Here is a 16,993-nt window from a genome sequence, read left to right as displayed (position 1 = left end):
CCGAGCCCCTGGTATCGCCCGCGGTCCGCTGCTCGAAGCGCGCCCGGCGCTGCGCCGCATCGAGGCGGTTGCCCGCCACCGCCTGCAGCGGGTAGACGCGCTCGCTGTTCCAGTAGGCATCGAAGGGGCGCGAGAGCTCGGGCACGAGCGCGCCGGCCGCGAGCAGGTCGAAGTCGATGAAGTTGGACCGCGCGCTGCGCAGGAAGTAGTCGTCGGCCAGGTTGCGCCCGCCGGCGATGGCGAAGACGCCGTCGGCGACGAAGAGCTTGTTGTGCATGCGGTGGTTGAGGCGGCCGAAGTCGGTGAGGAACTGCCACAGCCGCACCGGCGACGCGTCGCGGCCGTAGGCGAAGGGATTGAACAGGCGCACCTCCGCCCCGGGGTGGGCGGCCAGGCCGAGCAGCAGCTCGTCCAGGCCTTCCGTATGGAAATCGTCGACGAGCAGGCGCACGCGCACGCCGCGCTCGGCCGCATCGCGCAGCGCGCGCAGCAACAGCCGGCCGGTGGCGTCGTCGGCGATGTGGTAGGTCTGCAGGTCGAGCGAGCTTTGCGCGCGGGCGATCAGTTCGAGCCGGGCCGCGAGCGCGTGATGCGGCATCGGGATCGAGCGCAGCGCCGACTGGCCCCGCGGGATGGCCAGCTCGCGCGCGAGCGCCGGCAGAGGCGCATCGGCCGGGGCCGCGATGCTGGTCGATACCGGCCGTTCGACGACGCTCGGCAGGCTGGCACAGCCGCACACCAGCAGCGACAGCACAAAGGCACTCAGCGCAGCCACGGCTCGGGTCGGCATGTGGACCTCACTCTTCGCGCCAGCGTGCCACAGCCGGCGGGCAGCATCAAGCCGCGCTGATCCGCCACAACCCCAGCCCTTGACCTCCGACGCTCAGCGCGCGAATCGTTGCGGCGCCCACGCCGCGGATACGGCGAAGGCGGGCCGGCCAGCCACTTCGGCGGCCACCAGCTCGGCGGTCGCGGTCGCGAGCGTGAGCCCCAGGTGGCCGTGCCCGAAGGCGAGCACAGCGGCGCGCACGCCGCGCGCCCGGCCGATCACCGGCACCGAGTCCGGCATCGAAGGACGAAAGCCGAGCCATTGCGAGGATGGCGCGGGCAATTCTGGGAACAGGCTGCGCGCGCCGCGGTCGAGCAGCGCCCAGCGCCGCGGGTCGGCCGGCCGCGCGGTGCCGCCGAATTCGACCGTGCCCGCCACGCGCAGGCGGCCCGCCATCGGCGTGAGGTAGAAGCCGCGTTCGGCGGGACAGACGGGCCGCTGCAGTGGCGACGCTTCGAAGGCGTATTCGAGGTGGTAGCCGCGCTCGGTGTCCAGCGGCACGGGCTCGCCGGCCTGCCGCGCCAGTGCGCGCGAATGCGCGCCGGCGGCGATCACTACCGTGCCGGCGCGAAGGGATTCGCGCCGGCCGTCGTCATGGTCGAGCTGGAGCACGGCGCCGGCGCCATCGGCCCGCAGGTCCACCGCACGGGCACGCAGGTGGCGCGCGCCGCGTTGCTGCGCTTGCGCAAACATGCACTGCATCAGCGCCGCCGGACTGACCAGATGCACGGCATCGGGAAAGAACAGTCCGTGGCGCGCGCTCGCTGCCAGGGCCGGCTCCAGCGCGGCGACCTCGGCCGGCGTCAGCAGTTGCTGATGCACGCCGTGCCGTTCGCGCAGGCGGAAGTCGAAGGCGCGCGTCGAGGGCGGATCGCGGTAGAGGTACAGGCAGCCCTTGCGGTGGACCAAGTCTTCGCATTGCAGCGCGGCCCAGCGCCGCTCCCACGAGGCGCCGGCCTGCGCCAGAAGCGTGGCCAGCGCATCGGCGCTTGCACCGGCCGCGCCGGGCATCGAGGCGCACAGGAAGCGCAGCAGCCAGGGCAGCATCCCCGGCAACGCGGCCGCCGGGATCGCCAGCGGGCTATCGCGACCGAACAGCAACGCCGGCAGCGAGCGCAGCACCTCGGGCGTGCCGACCGGCACGCAGCCGTAGCCGGCGATGGTGCCGGCGTTGCCGAAGGACGCGCCGGAGCCGGGCTCCTCGGGATCGATCAGCAGCACCTCGCGGCCGTCGTCCTGCAGCCGCAGGGCGATCGCCAGCCCGATGACGCCGGCGCCGACGATGGCGATGTCGACGCTGCCGGAGTTCCCGCTCATGACCCGCCCGCGCTCAGACCAGGCTCGACACATGCCGCTCCGCGCTGCGCATGACCTCCGCAAGCAACTCGAGGCCGCGCTGGAGGTCGTTGCGCGAGCGGGCGGCGGCGACGTTGATGCGCACTGCGTGCGGCACGGCATGCTGGCCGATGGCGAAGGCATCGGCCGCCAGCACGCCGACGCCGTTCTTGCGCGCGACATTGACGAAGGCGTTGGCGCGCCACGGCGAGGGTAGTTTGAGCCAGGCGTGCGTCGAGGCCTCGCCGGCATGCACGTCGAAGCCTTCCAGCGCCGCACGCAGCAGCGCCTGGCGCGCGCGCAGCTCGGTCTTCTGGGCTTCGATGATCTGCAGCAACGTGCCCTCCTCGATGAGCCGCGTCGCAATCAGCGCATTCAGCGGGCCGATGCTCCAGCACGCGACGCGCTGCATCGCGGCGATGTCGGCGACCAGCGGCGGCGGCGCCACCGCGACGCCGAAGCGCAGGCCCGGCGCCACGGTCTTCGACAGGCCGGTGACATAGACGGTGCGCTCGGGCGCCAGCTGAGCGAAGGCCGGCGCCGCGTCCTCGACCAGCGGGCGGTAGACGTCGTCTTCGATGATCAGCACGTCGTGGCGCTCGGCGATCTCCGCAATCTGCGCGCGCCGCGTCGCCGACAGGGTGATCGCGGTCGGGTTCTGCAGGCAGGGCACGACGAACAGCGCGCGCGGCTGGTGTTCGGCGCAGGCGGCATCGAGCGCGTCGGGGCGCAGGCCCTCGTCGTCCATCGCCACCGGGCGCAGTTCGAGGTCGAGCGTGCGGCAGAGCGCCGCCATGCCCTGGTAGGTGACGGCATCGGCGAGCACGACGTCGCCGGCCCGCGCGACCGCGCCCAGCACGCAGGCCAGCGCGCTCTGTGCGCCGTGGGTGACGATCACCTGCTGCGCGTTCTGCACCCCGAGCACCGGGGCCAGCCAGCCGGCCACCGCCTCGCGCGCCCAGAGCGGGCCCTCGGGCGCATGGAAGTCCTGCAGCTCGGCGTAGCGCGCATCCTTGGGCAGCCTCGGCAGCAGCCGCGCGAGCGCTTCGAGGTAGTCGGTGGTGGCGGGCCGGTTGACGCTCAGGTCGATCAGGCCCGGCTCGCGTTCCGGCGCCGAAGCGAAAGCCAGCTCGCCGGCGCCGCCGGTCACGACCGAGCCGCGCCCGGGCCGGCTCGCGACCACGCCGCGGCGCTGCAAGGCCGCGAAGGCGCGCGTCACCGTGGTTAGGTTGACGCCGACCATGCGCGCGAACTCGCGCTGCGGCGGCAGGCGGTCGCCGGGCGTCAGCTCGCCTTCGGTGACCCGGCGATGGATCTCGTCGGCCAGTTGCTGGTAGATCGCGGGGCCGTCTTCGACCGGGCGGAAATCGCTGAATGAATGCATTGTTGTCCCACTTGTCTGACTAGCGCGCGATCACGGCGTGCATGACTGTCTCGTCGAGTGCGCTCGCGATTGTCGTCCTACATCATAGTCGCACGATTGCGGGTTTGTACTACCAACACTATGGTCATACAAGTCTTGATCTGTTCATTGAATGGTCATACAGTTGCCGCCAACGGTCGGTCAATCCGACGACCTCCCCTGGAAGGAATGCCATGAAGTCCAGCACCGAATTCATCCGGTTCGACGCGGTCAAGAAGTCCTATGACGGCAATGCCTACGTGGTGCGCGGGCTCGACCTCTCGGTCCGGCAGGGCGAATTCCTCACCCTGCTCGGCCCCTCCGGCTCGGGCAAGACGACCAGCCTGATGATGCTGGCCGGCTTCGAGGCGCCGAGCGCCGGCGAGATCCACCTCGATGGCCAGCGCATCGACCAGGTGCCGCCGCACCAGCGCAACATCGGCGTGGTGTTCCAGAACTACGCGCTGTTCCCGCACATGAGCGTGGCCGACAACGTGGCCTTCCCGCTGCGCATGCGCGGCGTCGGCGGCGCCGACATCCAGGCGCAGGTCAAGCGGGCGCTCGACATGGTGCGCCTGGTCGGCCTCGACGATCGCCGCCCGGCCCAGCTCTCCGGCGGCCAGCAGCAGCGCGTCGCCCTGGCGCGGGCCATGGTGTTCGAACCCAAGCTGGTGCTGATGGACGAGCCGCTCGGCGCGCTCGACAAGCAGCTGCGCGAGCACATGCAGATCGAGATCAAGGCGCTGCACCGGCGCCTGGGCATCAACATCGTCTACGTGACCCACGACCAGTCGGAGGCCCTGACCATGTCGGACCGCGTCGGCGTGTTCGACCAGGGCGTGATGCAGCAGCTCGCCCCGCCCGACGAGCTCTACGAGTCGCCCTCCAACCTGTTCGTCGCCCAGTTCATCGGCGAGAACAACACCTTGCGCGGCCAGGTGGCGGAGCTCTCAGGCGAGCGCTGCCTGCTGCGCTGCGCCGACGGCACCGGGATCGCGGCGCGCAGCGGACCGGGCCTGGCCATCGGGCAGCAGGCGGCACTGTCGCTCCGGCCCGAGAGAGTGCGGCTGCTCGCCGAGGGCGACGAGGGCAGCGATCGCCTGAACGCCGTGTCCGCGAAGGTGGTCGACCTGGTCTACCACGGCGACCACAGGCGGCTGTGCCTCGACGCCTGCGGCCTTGCCAACTTCCTCATGAAGCTGCCCAACGATGCGAGCGTGCCCGCCTTGCGGCCGGGCATGTCGTTGCGCATCGGCTGGGACGCGGCGCAGTGCCGCGCCCTGCCCTTGCAGTGAATTCCGGTCTCCCCTCTTCATCCCTCACAGGAGCTTCTCCATGAACCGCAAGCCTTTTGCCGTGCGTGCCGCGGCCTTCGCCGCCCTGCTGAGCTCGGTGCTCGCAGCGCCGTTCGCCAGCGCGCAGTCGACCCTGACCGTCACGTCCTGGGGCGGCGCCTATACCAAGAGCCAGGAGAAGGCCTACATGGAGCCCTTCGCCAAGTCGACCGGCACCAAGGTGCTGCAGGACGAATGGGACGGCTCGCCGGCCAAGATCAAGGGCATGGTCGAGACCAAGCAGGTCACCTGGGACGTGGTCGACGTCGAGCCCAGCCACGCACTGCAGGGTTGCGACGAAGGCTGGCTGGAGAAGGTCGACTACGCCAAGCTCGGCGGCAAGGACAAGTTCATCGAGGGCGCCGCGATGGAGTGCGCGGTGGCCACCATCGTGTTCGGCACCATCTACGCCTACAACGCCGACAAGTTCCCGAAGGGCGGTCCGCAGACCATGGCCGACCTGTGGGACGTGAAGAAATTCCCCGGCCCGCGCGCCCTGCGCAAGTCGCCCAAGACCACGCTGGAGTTCGCGCTGATCGCCGACGGCGTGCCGGCCAAGGACGTCTACAAGGTACTGGGCACCAAGGCCGGCGTGGACCGCGCCTTCAAGAAGCTCGATGAGCTTCGCCCCAGCGTCAAGGTCTGGTGGACCGCGGGCGCCCAGCCGCCGCAGCTGCTGGCCGACGGCGAAGTGGTGATGACCACCGCATGGAACGGCCGCATCTACGACGCGGTGAAGAACAGCGGCAAGCCCTTCAAGATCGTCTGGGACGGCCAGGGGCTGGACTTCAACCTGTGGGCCATTCCCAAGGGCAGCAAGAACCTCGCGACGGCACAGCAGTTCGTGGCCTACACCGTCAAGCCCGAAGTCATGGCCAACCAATCGCAGTACATCTCCTACGGCCCGACGCTGAAGGCGGCGATGAGCAAGGTGCCGGCGTCCATCCAGGCCGACCTGCCGAACGCGCCGGCCAACGTCAAGAACGCCTTCGTCGTCTCCTCGCAGTTCTGGGCCGACCACGAGGAGGAATTGACCGAGCGCTTCAACAAGTGGCTCGCGCGCTGAGGGTGATTCCATGAGCTCGGTCCTGGGTTCCGGCGCGACGATGGGCGCCGCTGCGGCTTCCGCCGACGACCGCGCCGCGCTGCGCCGCGACCTGCTGCGGCTGCAGCGTGAGAGCCGGTGGAAGGCGCTCGCGCTGATCGCGCCGCTGTTCGTCTTCCTGCTGCTGGTGTTCGTGGTGCCGATCGCGATCCTGCTGACGCGGGCGGTCGACAACCGCGAGGTCGCGGCGGTGCTGCCGCAGACCGCGCTCGCGATGAAGGGCTGGCAGGGGAACGGGGAGCCGACCTCGGCGCAGGTCGATGCGCTGGTCGCCGACCTGCGCGCCAGCCCGCGCGAAGCCGTGGCCGAGGTCGCCAAGCGGCTCAACTACTACCAGTCGGGCCTGCGCTCGATGATGCTGAAGACGGCGCGCGAAGTGAACCGCGACGACGGCACGCCCGGCACCGGCCTCGAGCGTCTGAAGGCGATCGACGAACGCTGGGGCGACCCGGCGACCTGGCAGGTGATCCAGCGCGCGCTGCCCGCGCACACCGACTTCTACCTGCTGGCATCGGTCGACCTCCGGCGCGACGCCGAGGGCACGATCGTCGCCGCCAACGACGACAGCGCGATCTACCGCGACGTGATCGTGCGCACCTTCGCGATCAGCGCCGCGGTCACGCTGATCTGCCTCCTGCTCGGCTATCCGCTGGCCTACTGGATCGCCACCGCGCCACCACGCACCGCGCGCATGCTGCTGCTGCTGGTGCTGCTGCCGTTCTGGACTTCGCTGCTGGTGCGCACCACCGCCTGGGTCGTGGTGCTGCAGGGCGGCGGCGTGATCAACAGCCTGCTCGGCTGGCTCGGCCTGGTCGATCCGGCCCATCCGTTGGAGCTGATCCACAACCGCATCGGTGTACTAGTCGCGATGACGCACATCCTGCTGCCCTTCATGGTGCTGCCGATCTACAGCGTGATGAAGGGCATTCCGCCGAACTACATGCGTGCCGCAGCCTCGCTGGGCGCGCCGCCGCTGCCGGCCTTCGTGCGCGTGTACCTGCCGCTCAGCCTGCCGGGCGTCAGCGCCGGCTGCCTGCTGGTGTTCATCCTGGCGCTCGGCTACTACATCACGCCGGCGCTGGTGGGCGGCCCGCAGGACCAGATGCTGAGCTACTTCATCGCCTACTTCGCGAGCCAGGTGACCAACTGGGGCATGGCCGCCGCCTTGAGCGCAACGCTGTTGGTGCTGGTGCTGCTGCTGTATGCGCTGTACCACCGCATCGTGGGCATCGACAAACTCCGAATGGGATGAACAAGCCATGCAAGCCGTCCGTCTTCCCTCCCGCGGGCCCGCGTTTCTGCTGCGGGGCTTCTGCGTCGCCGTGCTGCTGTTCCTGGTGGCACCGATCGCGGCGATCGTGCCGCTGTCCTTCAACGCCGAACCCTTCTTCACCTACCCGATGCCGGGCTTCTCGCTGCAGTGGTACCGCGAGTTCCTGGGCTCCGCGGTCTGGCAGCTGGCGCTGCGCAACAGCCTGATCGTGGCCTCGTGCGCGACGCTGCTGGCCTCGGTGCTGGGCACGCTGGCGGCGCTCGGCCTGTCGCGGCGCGACTGCCCCTGGAAGGCCGGCATCATGGCGGTCGTGATCTCGCCGATGATCATCCCGGTGGTGGTGAGCGCGGTCGGCATCTACTACTGCTTCGCGCGCGTCGGCCTGCTCAACAGCCTCACCGGCCTGGTGATCGCGCACACCGCGCTCGGCGCGCCCTTCGTGGTCATCACGGTGATGGCCACGCTATCGAGCTTCGACCACAACCTGATGCGCGCGGCCGCCAGCCTGGGCGCCAGCCCGGTGCAGGCCTTCTTCCGCGTGATGCTGCCGGTGATTGCGCCGGGTGTCGCCTCGGGCGCGTTGTTCGCATTCATCACCTCCTTCGACGAGGTCGTGGTCGCGTTGTTCATCGCCGGTTCGGAGCAACGAACCTTACCGCGCCAGATGTGGAGCGGCGTGCGCGCCTCGGCCCTCACGGAGCATCTGCACGAGGCGTTGAGCAGCTTCCTGGCGCTCCATCCGCGCATCTCGGTCGACCTGGAAGAGCGCGCCAGCCACGACATCGTCGAGGCGCTGCGCAGCGAGCTCGGCGACATCGGCATCGTCTCGGACGCGGTGGACCTGGCCGGCCTGGAGAGCTTCGTCTTCAGGGAGGACCACCTCGTGCTGGTGGTGCCGCGCGGCGACGCGCTGGCGAAGCGGCGCCGGGCGGCGCTGCGCGACATGGTGGACCGCGAGTTCGTCGGCCTGACCGGCAGCAGCCCGCTGCAGGAACTCGTCTCGCACCACGCGAAGCGCCTGGGCCGGCGGCTTGCCTACCGCGTGCGCGTGCGCCACCTCGAAGCGGTCTGCCGCATGGTCGAACAAGGGATCGGCGTCGGCATCGTGCCGCAGACGGTGGCCGCGCGCTGCGCCAGGTCGATGAAGATCGCGCGCATCGCGCTCACCGACGACTGGGCCGTGCGCAACCTGATGGTCTGCGTGCGCCGCCGCGAAGACCTGCCTTCCAATGCGCAGCTCATGCTGCGCCACCTGCTGGAGGCGCCATGACGCTGAACTACCTGGATTTCGAGTACAGCGAGGACACACAGGGCATCGGTGTCTTCGACGCGATGGCCTCCACGGCGCCGGATCGGGCGGCAGCCGTGGATGCCGAGATCGCCCTGGTGCTCGACTGGGCGAGCGCCAGCTTTCCGGATCGCCGCGGCCCGGTGGGCGACGGCGGCGACTGGGACTACGACCTGCAGGACACGCAGGAAGCCGGCTGGCGCACGGTCACGCTGTCGATCAGCGGGACGCGGGAATTCTGCGCGGCCTTCAGCCTGCGCTTCGCGCTTGAGAGTGAGCCCTGACTTCTTTCAGGCCAGCAGGCCGGCCATGGTACTGACGGGCACCTCTTCGCTGGTGCGTTGCGGGACGGCGGCGATCACTTCCTCGGCCGACGCCTTGTCGTGTTCGTGCAGCCAGGGGATGACCTCGCCCTCGCGAAGCATGGCCAGCTCGCGCTCGTAAAAGCTCATCAGCTCGGTACCGGTGCTGTACGACAGGAAGAGCTTCATGTCGTGGTCCGCGATGGCCAGGTAGCCGTCGAGCACCTGCTCGACGTGCAGGTGATGCAGGCCGCTGGCCCGCAGGTTCATGCCGGAGCGGAACAGCGCCTCCGCAGTCATCGCCGTCGACATCGACAGCGTTCCCCGGGTCCGCATCAGCGCTTCGGACTGCGCGATGCGGGCGATGAAGCCGGCGAGATTGTGGCCGCGGAAGCGGGGATGCACCCAGCCGGCGCCGATGTAGCCGTACAACGCGTGCGGCCTGAGCTCGGGGCCGCTGTCCGGAAACCAGCCTTCGGACTTCTTGGGGCGGTAGAGCGCGCCCCGGCTGTAGGCCTCTCCGACACGCCGGGTCTCGCCGCTGTTCTGCATGGTCCGGAAGCCGGTCAGCGCCACGGGTGCGTTGCCGTCGTCGAAGCAGACCCAGAAGTTGTAGGGATTGAAGTCTTTCGGATCTTCCAGAACGAAAGGAAGCTGGACGTAGCCGGTGCCCGTGGCGACTTCATAGGTCTTCAGCAGCACCGCCAGATCGTCGCCGAAGCTCACGTTCAGGCCGGACGCTTCCAGGTGCAGCACGAGTTGGTCCTGATATTCCTCGAGTTCGGAGAGTTGCATGACCGTGTCCTTGAAGTGTTGGGGAGCCGGCAAGCGTCGCGAAATCTCGCCGGCCTGCGCATTACTCCACTTGCTCAGCTACGACGCAAGTTGTATCTGCCTCTCGAACCCCAGGAGTGGGGTATAGAGTACAAACCGTTACACAAAGTAAGCAAAAGGTAGACATGCTACCGCCGGTATGCGCAAGCGCGACCCGGCGCCATAGGCCGTATGGCGGAAGACGAGGCCCCCCGGTGCCCTCCATGATCGCCAAATAGTCACAAAATTGCCGAAATCGGCGACAAAGAGAGCCCGCGAAGAGGCACTCGCGTCTAAAGTCGAAGGCACGCAAGGGAATCATGAGCACAGCGAAACTGCGAATCACGGGGCCCGAATCGAGCCCCTACGTGCTCGGCGCTCCCATGCACCTGTTCGACGGCTCGACACATATCGGCATCCTGGATCCGGTTCCCGTGAACCGCGAAGGCACCGAGGTCCACATCGAGCACTTCACGCCATCGATCCTCGTCAGCCAGCAGAAGCTGGAAATCAGCAAGCTCGCGCTGGTCGAGATGGTGATGTTCGTCGCCGAGAACTTCACCTCCGTGCAGGCGATCAGCCTTTCGCTGAGCCGCCAGATCGAAGGCTACGGCGACGGCATGCGGCTCGCCGGCGCGCGCTCCGCGTTTCTGCAGAGCATCGGCGCCGGCCACATCATGATCACGCCCAAGCCCGACGCCGAGCACATGGGCCACTTCGTGGTCGCCGGGCTGTGGGAATACAACCCGACGAATCTCGCGGCCCTCGCTTCGGTGCTCCGGGCCGAGCGCGAGGCCTACTACAACGGGCGGGAAGCCGCTGCCGCCAAGGCGAAGCTTTCGCGCTCGGAGTCGTGGGTGCGGCGCCTTTTCTCGCGCCCGGCGCCGTCCGCCGACGCGAACGAGTAGCGCCGGGGCGAACGCAAGCGCTCAGGGCCGCTTGCCGAACTCCGCGCTGTCCGCCGTCCAGGCCAGCGCCTGCTCGCTGAGGCTGAAGCCCAGGCCCGGCCGGTCCGGCACCCACATGCGGCCGTCCCTCAGCTGCAGGCGTTCGTTGAACATCGGCTCCAGCCATTCGAAGTGTTCCAGCCAGGGCTCCTGCGGATAGGCCGCGGCCAGGTGCAGGTGGATCTCCATCGCGAAATGCGGCGCGAGCTTGCGGCCCTTGAAGTCGGCGAGCTGCATGATCTGCAGGAAGGGCGTGATGCCGCCCACGCGCGGCGCATCGGGCTGCACGAAGTCGCTCGCGTTGCCCATGATCAGCTGCGCATGCTCGCTGAAGCTGGTGAGCATCTCGCCGGTGGCGATCGGCGTGTCGAGCGAGGCGGCGAGCGCGGCATGGCCTTCGATGTCGTAGGCATCCAGCGGCTCTTCGATCCAGGTGAGGTTGTGTGCTTCGAGGCGGCGGCCCACGCGCTGGGCCGTGGTGCGGTCCCATTGCTGGTTGGCGTCGACCATCAGGTGGAAGTCGGGGCCCAGCAGTTCGCGCACGGCCGCGACGCGCTTCAGGTCTGTCGCGATATCGGGCTGGCCGACCTTGATCTTGATGCCGCCGATGCCGCTCTCGCGCGAGATCCCGACGTTCTTGAGTACCTGTTCGAGCGGTGTGTGCAGGTAGCCGCCCGAGGTGTTGTAGCACTGGACCGAGTTGCGCTGCGCGCCCAGCAGCTTGGCCAGCGGCAGCCCGGCGCGCTTGGCCTTCAGGTCCCACAGCGCGATGTCGAAGGGCGCGATGGCCTGCGTGGTCAGGCCGCTGCGGCCCATCGAGGCGCCAGCCCACAGCAGATGGGTGAAGAGCCTGGCGATGTCGTTCGGGTCCTCGCCCAGCAGGTTGGGCGCCAGCTCCTTCGCATGGGCATACATGCCGGGGCCGCCGGCGCGCTTGGAGTAGCCGAAGCCGATGCCTTCATGGCCGTCGCGCGTGCGGAGCTCGGCGAAGATGAAGGCGATCTCGGTCAGCGGCTTCTGCCGGCCGGTGAGCACCTTGGCATCGCTGACCGGCACGGCCAGCGGCAGGTAGATCAGCGACAGCTTGACCCAGTCGATGCGGTCGGCCGCATCGGCGGCGGTGCGCTCGCCGACGGCCTGGCGGGCATAGGAAACGCTTTGTTCGGTGCTCACTTGAAACTCCTGTCTGTCTGCGGAATGACCTTGCTGCAATTCAGTCGGCCTTGATGCCGGCGGTGTGAATCACCTTGGACCAGCGCTCGATTTCCTTCTTCACGAACTCGCTGTAGTCGCTCGACTTCGAAGCCACCACCACGAAGCCATTGCCTTCGAGCTTGGCGCGCACGGCGGGCTGCGAGAAGGCCGTGACAATCGCGGCCTCGAGCTTGTCGACCACCGCCTTGGGCGTGCCCTTGGGCGCCGACAGGCCGGTCCACGACACGGTCGTGAAGCCCGGGTAGCCCGATTCGGCCACGGTGGGCACATCGGGGTAGAGCGGGTTGCGCTCGGCGCCGGTGACGACCAATGCGCGCAGCTTGCCGGCCTTGACGTGCTGCAGCACCGCGTCCTGGTTGGTGAACATGCCGGGGATCTGGTTGGCCAGCACGTCGTTGAGCGCCGGCGCACCGCCCTTGTAGGGGATGCCGACCATGTCGAGCCCCGCGGTCTGCTTCAGGTACTCGGTCGTGAGATGCCCCGAGGACGAACTGACCTGCCCGTAGCTGAACTTGCCCGGGTTGGCCTTGACCCAGGCGATGAACTCCTTGAAGGTCTTGGCCGGAAAACTCGGATGCACCACCAGCACGTTCGGCCCCGCGGCGAGCTGCGAGATCTGGATGAAGTCGCGCGCGGAGTCGTAGCTCGGCTTGGGCGTGAAGCCGTGCGCGATCGCGTTGCTGCCGATGCCCGAGAGCAGCAGCGTGTAGCCGTCGGGCGCCGCGCGCGCCGCCTCGGCCGTGCCGATGGTGCCGCCGGCGTCGCCCTTGTTGTCGACCACGAAGGTCTGCTTGAGCTGCTTGCCGAGTTCCTCCGCGATCAGGCGGCCCATGATGTCGCTGGTCCCGCCGGCCGGGAACGGGACGAGCACCCGCACCGGCCTGCTCGGATAGTCGTCCTGCGCCTGCGCTGCGAAGGGCAGCGCGAGCAGGCCGGCCAACGCGCCGGCGATGAAAAAGGATCGCTTGCTGAGCATGTCTCTGTCTCCTTGGGTGCGCGGAATCACCGTTTTCGAATGTGTTTTCATTCTCGTGATCCATGCCCTCGTCGCAAGGCCGGCCGGCGCTGCACCGGCGCGCTCGTCCCGGCATGTGAGACCCGCTCGCGGATGGGGCGCCGATATGATCCGCAAGATGCTGAACAACCTGGCGCCCTTTCTCCTCCACTGGGCCATCACCGCCTTCTCCCTCTGGGTGGCGAGCCACATCTTCCGCGGCATCACGTTCGAAAGCACCTCGGCGCTGGTGGTCTCCGCGCTGCTGCTGGGCTTTGCCAACGCGATCGTCAAGCCGCTCCTGATCGTGCTCACGCTGCCGCTGACCCTGCTCACCTTCGGCCTGTTCCTGCTGGTGATCAACGCACTGGTGCTGCTGCTGGTGGCGGCGCTGGTGAAGGGCTTCAAGGTCTCCGGCTTCTGGACCGCGCTGTTCGCGAGCATCTTCGTCTCGCTGCTGAGCATCCTCTTCGATGCGCTCTTCAGTGGCGGCGATCCGGCCACCACCATCCAGATGCCGCAAGGCGGGAACTGGCTGTGAGTTCCCCGGCCGCGCTAGGCGCCGTGGCCCGAATGCGTGCGGCGCAGTTCTGAGCGCATCTGCTTCCAGAGGGCGGGCCCGCCCTTCTCGAGCGCGGCCGCGTTCGCGCCGCTCTCCTTGGTGACCGGAAGGTACTTGCGCCCCCAGATGCCGATGTTCGCGAGCACCGGCAGCAGATCGACGCCCATCGGCGTCAGGCTGTAGATCGCCTTCTGCTTGTGGCTCGGGTCCTCCTCCTTCGTGAGGATTCCGGCCTCCACCAGCTTGCCCAGGCGCTCGGCCAGGATGTTCGAAGAGATGCCCTCTTCCGACTGCAGCAGCTCCCGGTAGTGCCGCTTGCCGGCGAACATCAGGTCGCGAACGATCAGGAGGCTCCACTTGTCGCCGAAGATTTCGAGCGCGAGATTGATCGGACAAAGCGAGCGCTGCTGGATGGCCATTGCTTTCTTTCAAAGACTGCTTGCATTTTCGTATCGGTCTGCCGATACTGCAACCGCTTGCATTTCGCAATCAGTAGTTCAAGGAGACCGGCATGAGAAAACTCATCCTGCAGATGCAGATGTCGCTGGACGGCTATGTCGCCGCCGCCAGTCCGGCGCTCGACTGGCAGGTCTGGAACTGGGGCGAGGACTGGAACTGGGACGACGAGCTCAAGCGCGACTTCAACGCCGTCTTCGAATCGATCGACTGCATCCTGCTCGGCCGCAAGATGGTCGAGGAAGGCTATCTCGACCACTGGGGCCGCGTGGCGCAGAACCATCCTGCGGATCCGCACTACGCCTTCGCACGAAAGATCGTCGAGACGAACAAGGTCGTTCTCACGAGCAAGCTCAAGGCATCGAAGTGGGATCGCACCGAGATCGTCCGCGGCAGCATGGTCGACGAGGTGAATGCGCTGAAGCGCCGGCGCGGCCGCAACATCATCGCCTTCGGCGGCGTCGGCTTCGCGTCTTCGCTCGTTGCCGCGGGCCTGGTGGACGAGTTCCAGTTCTTCGTGAATCCGACCGCCGTCGGCAACGGGCGTTCGATCTTCGAGGACGCACACACCGAAGGCCCGCAGCTCCAGCTGATCGGCTCGGCCTCCTACGACTGCGGCATCGTCGTCAACCGCTACGCGCCCTGACCGACTCCCGCTGCCTGCAGCAGTCCGCGCGCGTAGCCCAGCGCGAAGGCCATGAAGCGCTCGCGGTTCTCGTCGAGATCGGACACCGGCACATGGTCGGGGCACAGCGGCCCCTTGTAGCCGCCGCGCTGGTAGGCCCTGACGGCCTCGAACATGTCAACGTCGCCCTCGTCCGGAAACACCTCCTGGAAATCGAGGTACCCGCCGCGGATGTTGCGGAAATGGACCATGAAGATGCGGCCGGTGGAGGCGAACTCCTCGATCACCGGGATCATGTGCTTGCCCGGCTCCCTGAACATCTCGGCCACCGTGCCCTGGCAGAAGTTGAGGCCGTGGTTCGGGCTCGGGCTCAGCGCAAGAAACTTGCGAATGCCGTCGGCCGAGCCGACCACGTGCTCGATGCCGTTCAAGCCGCCCACCGGATAGGCCGGGTCGTGCGGATGGCAGGCCAGCCGCACGCCGGCTTCGTCGGCCGCAGGCACCAGGCCCTCGACCAGGAACTCGATCGCATCCCAGCCGGCCTTCTCGCTGACCGGCGGCACCTCGCGCGCCAGCTTCTGCCCGCAGAGCATCGCAGCCTCGGCATCGCCTTCGTCCCGCGCCGGCGCCGGGCCGCCCCCAGGCGGCGCGCCCCCCTCGGGGGGCGTCGTCGGTATGTCCGACGCCTGGGGGCTGACTTGTCTTGTGGGATAGCCCACGCCCCAGTACGAATGCTTGCGGTCGTCCTCCGCCGAGTACTCGGCGTGGACGAAGCCGGAGTTCTGCGCGCCGCCGCGTCCCGGCTTGAGGCCGGTGCGCGTGATGCCCACCATCTGGACGTTGTACTTGAGGCAGCCGATGCCGGCATCGGCCGCCTTGCGGATGTTCGCAGCCAGCGTGGCGCGCTGCTTCTTCGCGCCTTCGAGGTCGACCAGCGAATCGAGCAGGATGGAGCCGACATCGAGCGCAAACACGTCGAGCTCGAGGCCGAAACCCTCGACCCATTGGCGGTAGTCGGCCAGCTTCCTCGCGTCCCATTCGCTCACGCCGCCGCGGGCCGAGACCAGCTCGGTGCCGCGGTTGTCGAGCACCACGTGCTCGACGCCAAGCTGGGTCGACAAACGCAGGCGGCGCTCGTCGGGGTTGAGCAGTTGTTCGCTGATGTACATGCTTGTCTCCGTGCGTGCACATTCTGGAACGCGCCCTGCCCACGGGCCAAGACGCAGACGGAAGATCAGCGAGACGGGCAACCGCCGCGTCCCACTCCGCGGGACGGGATCAGCGGCCCGCGCTCGCAGCGACCGCGCGCAAGCTGCCGCGCTCGCTCGCCAGCGACCAGGCGAACACGCCAAGCCCCGCCAGCGCGAGCAAGGCGCCCACCCAGCCGGTCGAGGTCCAGCCCAGGCCGGCCGTGATGGCGGCGCCGCCGAGCCAGGCGCCCAGGGCATTCGCCGTGTTGAAAGCCGAATGATTGAGCGCGGCGGCCAGCGTCTGCGCATCGCCGGCCACGTCCATGAGCCGGATCTGCAGCGCCGGGCCGATGGCAACGATGGTGCCGATCAGGAACACGTTGAGCGCCGCGGTCGCCACGTGATGCGCGGCGAAGCTGAAGGTGGTCAGCACCAGCGCCGCCCAGACCAGCAGGCCGCCGATGGTAGGCATCAGCGCCCTGTCGGCGAGCCGGGAGCCGACCAGGTTGCCGCCCACCATGCCGAAGCCGAACAGCGCGAGCACCAGCGGCACGCCGGCCACGGGCAGACCCGCCACTTCGGTGAGCGTGGGCTTGATGTAGCTGAACACCGAGAACATGCCGCCGAAGCCGATCGCGCCGATGCCCAAGGTGAGCCAGACCTGCTTGCGCTTGAGCGCCCCCAGTTCGCGCAGCGGGCTGGCGCCCGAGGGCGCGGCCAGGTCCGGCAGGTCGCGGCGCAGCATCACCATCGCGAGCACGGCGATCAGGCCGACGAAGACGAAGGCGGCGCGCCAGCCGAAGAGCTGGCCCAGCCAGGCCGCGATGGGCACGCCGACCAGCGTGGCGCCCGTGAGTCCCAGCATCACCAGTCCGACGGCGCGTGCGCGGCGGTCCGGCGGTGCCAGCGCGGCCGCCACCAGCGCTGCGACGCCGAAGTAGGTGCCATGCGGCAGGCCGCTCGCGAAGCGCAGCAGATTGAGCGACAGGTACCCGGGCGCGAGGGCGCTGGCGAAATTGCCGAGCGCGAACACCGCCATCAAGGCGATGAGCAGCGCGCGCCGGCGCCAGCCGGCGGCCAGCACCGCGAGCACCGGCGCCCCGATCACCACGCCCAGCGCATAGGCGCTGATCACGTGGCCGGCCTGCGGAATGCTCGTGCCGATGTCGCGCGCCACCTCGGGCAGGAGGCCCATGATGACGAATTCGCCGGTCCCGATGGCGAAGCCGCCGACGCCGAGCGCGAGCATCGCGCGCACGAAGCCGGGCGCAGAGGCGGAAGAAGGCAGGGAGGGTGCGGACATGGCGGTGCGGTCGCGAATTA

16 protein-coding genes and 2 pseudogenes are annotated in these 16,993 nt (G+C 68.5%); 9 read left to right on the top strand and 9 right to left on the bottom strand.

Annotated features, from left to right (window positions below):
- Positions 1-178: 178 nt before the first annotated feature.
- The 3 genes and pseudogenes from ACSQ86_RS01090 to ACSQ86_RS01080 form a co-directional block, all read right to left on the bottom strand.
- Positions 179-598 (bottom strand): annotated as a pseudogene (locus tag ACSQ86_RS01090) (phospholipase D-like domain-containing protein); the annotation flags it as partial.
- Between the two features lie 285 nt (positions 599-883).
- Positions 884-2,146: an NAD(P)/FAD-dependent oxidoreductase gene (locus tag ACSQ86_RS01085; RefSeq protein ID WP_436308330.1), complete on the bottom strand. Its 1,263-nt coding sequence runs from the start codon at positions 2,144-2,146 to the stop codon at positions 884-886.
- Positions 2,147-2,159: 13 nt separating this feature from the next.
- A complete protein-coding gene (locus ACSQ86_RS01080) occupies positions 2,160-3,548 on the bottom strand; it encodes a PLP-dependent aminotransferase family protein (protein WP_436308329.1) in 1,389 nt (462 codons plus the stop codon).
- Between the two features lie 212 nt (positions 3,549-3,760).
- Here ACSQ86_RS01080 and ACSQ86_RS01075 point away from each other — a divergent pair, with 212 nt between their 5' ends.
- The 6 genes and pseudogenes from ACSQ86_RS01075 (at position 3,761) to ACSQ86_RS01050 (ending at position 8,850) form a co-directional block, all read left to right on the top strand.
- Positions 3,761-4,861, top strand: a complete 1,101-nt coding sequence (locus ACSQ86_RS01075; protein WP_436308328.1) for an ABC transporter ATP-binding protein — start codon at positions 3,761-3,763, stop codon at positions 4,859-4,861.
- 40 nt (positions 4,862-4,901) lie between these two features.
- Positions 4,902-5,966, top strand: coding sequence for an ABC transporter substrate-binding protein (locus ACSQ86_RS01070; protein WP_436308327.1), 1,065 nt, complete (start codon positions 4,902-4,904; stop codon positions 5,964-5,966).
- Between the two features lie 10 nt (positions 5,967-5,976).
- Positions 5,977-7,257 carry an ABC transporter permease gene (locus tag ACSQ86_RS01065; RefSeq protein WP_436308326.1) on the top strand — a complete coding sequence of 427 codons (1,281 nt, stop codon included), beginning with the start codon at positions 5,977-5,979 and terminating at the stop codon, positions 7,255-7,257.
- 7 nt (positions 7,258-7,264) lie between these two features.
- Positions 7,265-7,966, top strand: a pseudogene (locus ACSQ86_RS01060) (ABC transporter permease); the annotation flags it as partial.
- Entirely contained in the window at positions 7,943-8,548 is a 606-nt protein-coding gene (locus ACSQ86_RS01055) for a LysR substrate-binding domain-containing protein (protein ID WP_436310242.1), read from the top strand. The pseudogene ACSQ86_RS01060 and the gene ACSQ86_RS01055, both read left to right, overlap by 24 nt.
- Positions 8,545-8,850, top strand: coding sequence for a hypothetical protein (locus ACSQ86_RS01050; protein ID WP_436308325.1), 306 nt, complete (start codon positions 8,545-8,547; stop codon positions 8,848-8,850). Before ACSQ86_RS01055 ends, ACSQ86_RS01050 begins: the two co-directional genes overlap by 4 nt.
- A 6-nt stretch (positions 8,851-8,856) precedes the next feature.
- Here the strand turns inward: ACSQ86_RS01050 and ACSQ86_RS01045 are convergent, their stop codons facing one another.
- Positions 8,857-9,663: a hypothetical protein gene (locus ACSQ86_RS01045; RefSeq protein ID WP_436308324.1), complete on the bottom strand. Its 807-nt coding sequence runs from the start codon at positions 9,661-9,663 to the stop codon at positions 8,857-8,859.
- A 338-nt stretch (positions 9,664-10,001) separates the two neighbouring features.
- Between ACSQ86_RS01045 and ACSQ86_RS01040 the strand changes: the two genes are divergently transcribed.
- Entirely contained in the window at positions 10,002-10,589 is a 588-nt protein-coding gene (locus tag ACSQ86_RS01040; protein ID WP_436302377.1) for a hypothetical protein, read from the top strand.
- Between the two features lie 21 nt (positions 10,590-10,610).
- On the opposite strand, the gene ACSQ86_RS01035 is transcribed toward ACSQ86_RS01040, so the two are convergent.
- A complete protein-coding gene (locus tag ACSQ86_RS01035) occupies positions 10,611-11,726 on the bottom strand; it encodes an L-talarate/galactarate dehydratase (protein ID WP_436306233.1) in 1,116 nt (371 codons plus the stop codon).
- A gap of 115 nt (positions 11,727-11,841) precedes the next feature.
- On the bottom strand, positions 11,842-12,819 hold the full coding sequence (locus ACSQ86_RS01030) for a Bug family tripartite tricarboxylate transporter substrate binding protein (RefSeq protein WP_436308323.1): 978 nt from the start codon (positions 12,817-12,819) through the stop codon (positions 11,842-11,844).
- A 157-nt stretch (positions 12,820-12,976) separates the two neighbouring features.
- Here ACSQ86_RS01030 and ACSQ86_RS01025 point away from each other — a divergent pair, with 157 nt between their 5' ends.
- Positions 12,977-13,378 (top strand): phage holin family protein, encoded by a 402-nt coding sequence (locus tag ACSQ86_RS01025; RefSeq protein ID WP_093104696.1) that lies wholly within the window; start codon positions 12,977-12,979, stop codon positions 13,376-13,378.
- A 14-nt stretch (positions 13,379-13,392) separates the two neighbouring features.
- Here ACSQ86_RS01025 and ACSQ86_RS01020 read toward each other — a convergent pair whose 3' ends face one another.
- On the bottom strand, positions 13,393-13,818 hold the full coding sequence (locus ACSQ86_RS01020) for a winged helix-turn-helix transcriptional regulator (protein ID WP_093104475.1): 426 nt from the start codon (positions 13,816-13,818) through the stop codon (positions 13,393-13,395).
- A 92-nt stretch (positions 13,819-13,910) separates the two neighbouring features.
- Here ACSQ86_RS01020 and ACSQ86_RS01015 point away from each other — a divergent pair, with 92 nt between their 5' ends.
- Complete coding sequence (locus tag ACSQ86_RS01015) at positions 13,911-14,501, top strand: dihydrofolate reductase family protein (RefSeq protein WP_436308322.1); 591 nt, start codon at positions 13,911-13,913, stop codon at positions 14,499-14,501.
- On the opposite strand, the gene ACSQ86_RS01010 is transcribed toward ACSQ86_RS01015, so the two are convergent.
- Both ACSQ86_RS01010 and ACSQ86_RS01005 read right to left on the bottom strand, forming a co-directional pair.
- Positions 14,489-15,649, bottom strand: a complete 1,161-nt coding sequence (locus ACSQ86_RS01010) for a mannonate dehydratase (protein WP_436302374.1) — start codon at positions 15,647-15,649, stop codon at positions 14,489-14,491. The genes ACSQ86_RS01015 and ACSQ86_RS01010 overlap by 13 nt on opposite strands.
- A gap of 109 nt (positions 15,650-15,758) precedes the next feature.
- A complete protein-coding gene (locus ACSQ86_RS01005) occupies positions 15,759-16,973 on the bottom strand; it encodes an MFS transporter (RefSeq protein WP_436302373.1) in 1,215 nt (404 codons plus the stop codon).
- Positions 16,974-16,993: the final 20 nt, after the last annotated feature.

It is taken from the genome of Variovorax sp. LjRoot130 (assembly GCF_964253755.1).
GTDB lineage: Bacteria > Pseudomonadota > Gammaproteobacteria > Burkholderiales > Burkholderiaceae_C > Variovorax.
This window is presented reverse-complemented; position numbering and strand designations above follow the sequence as displayed.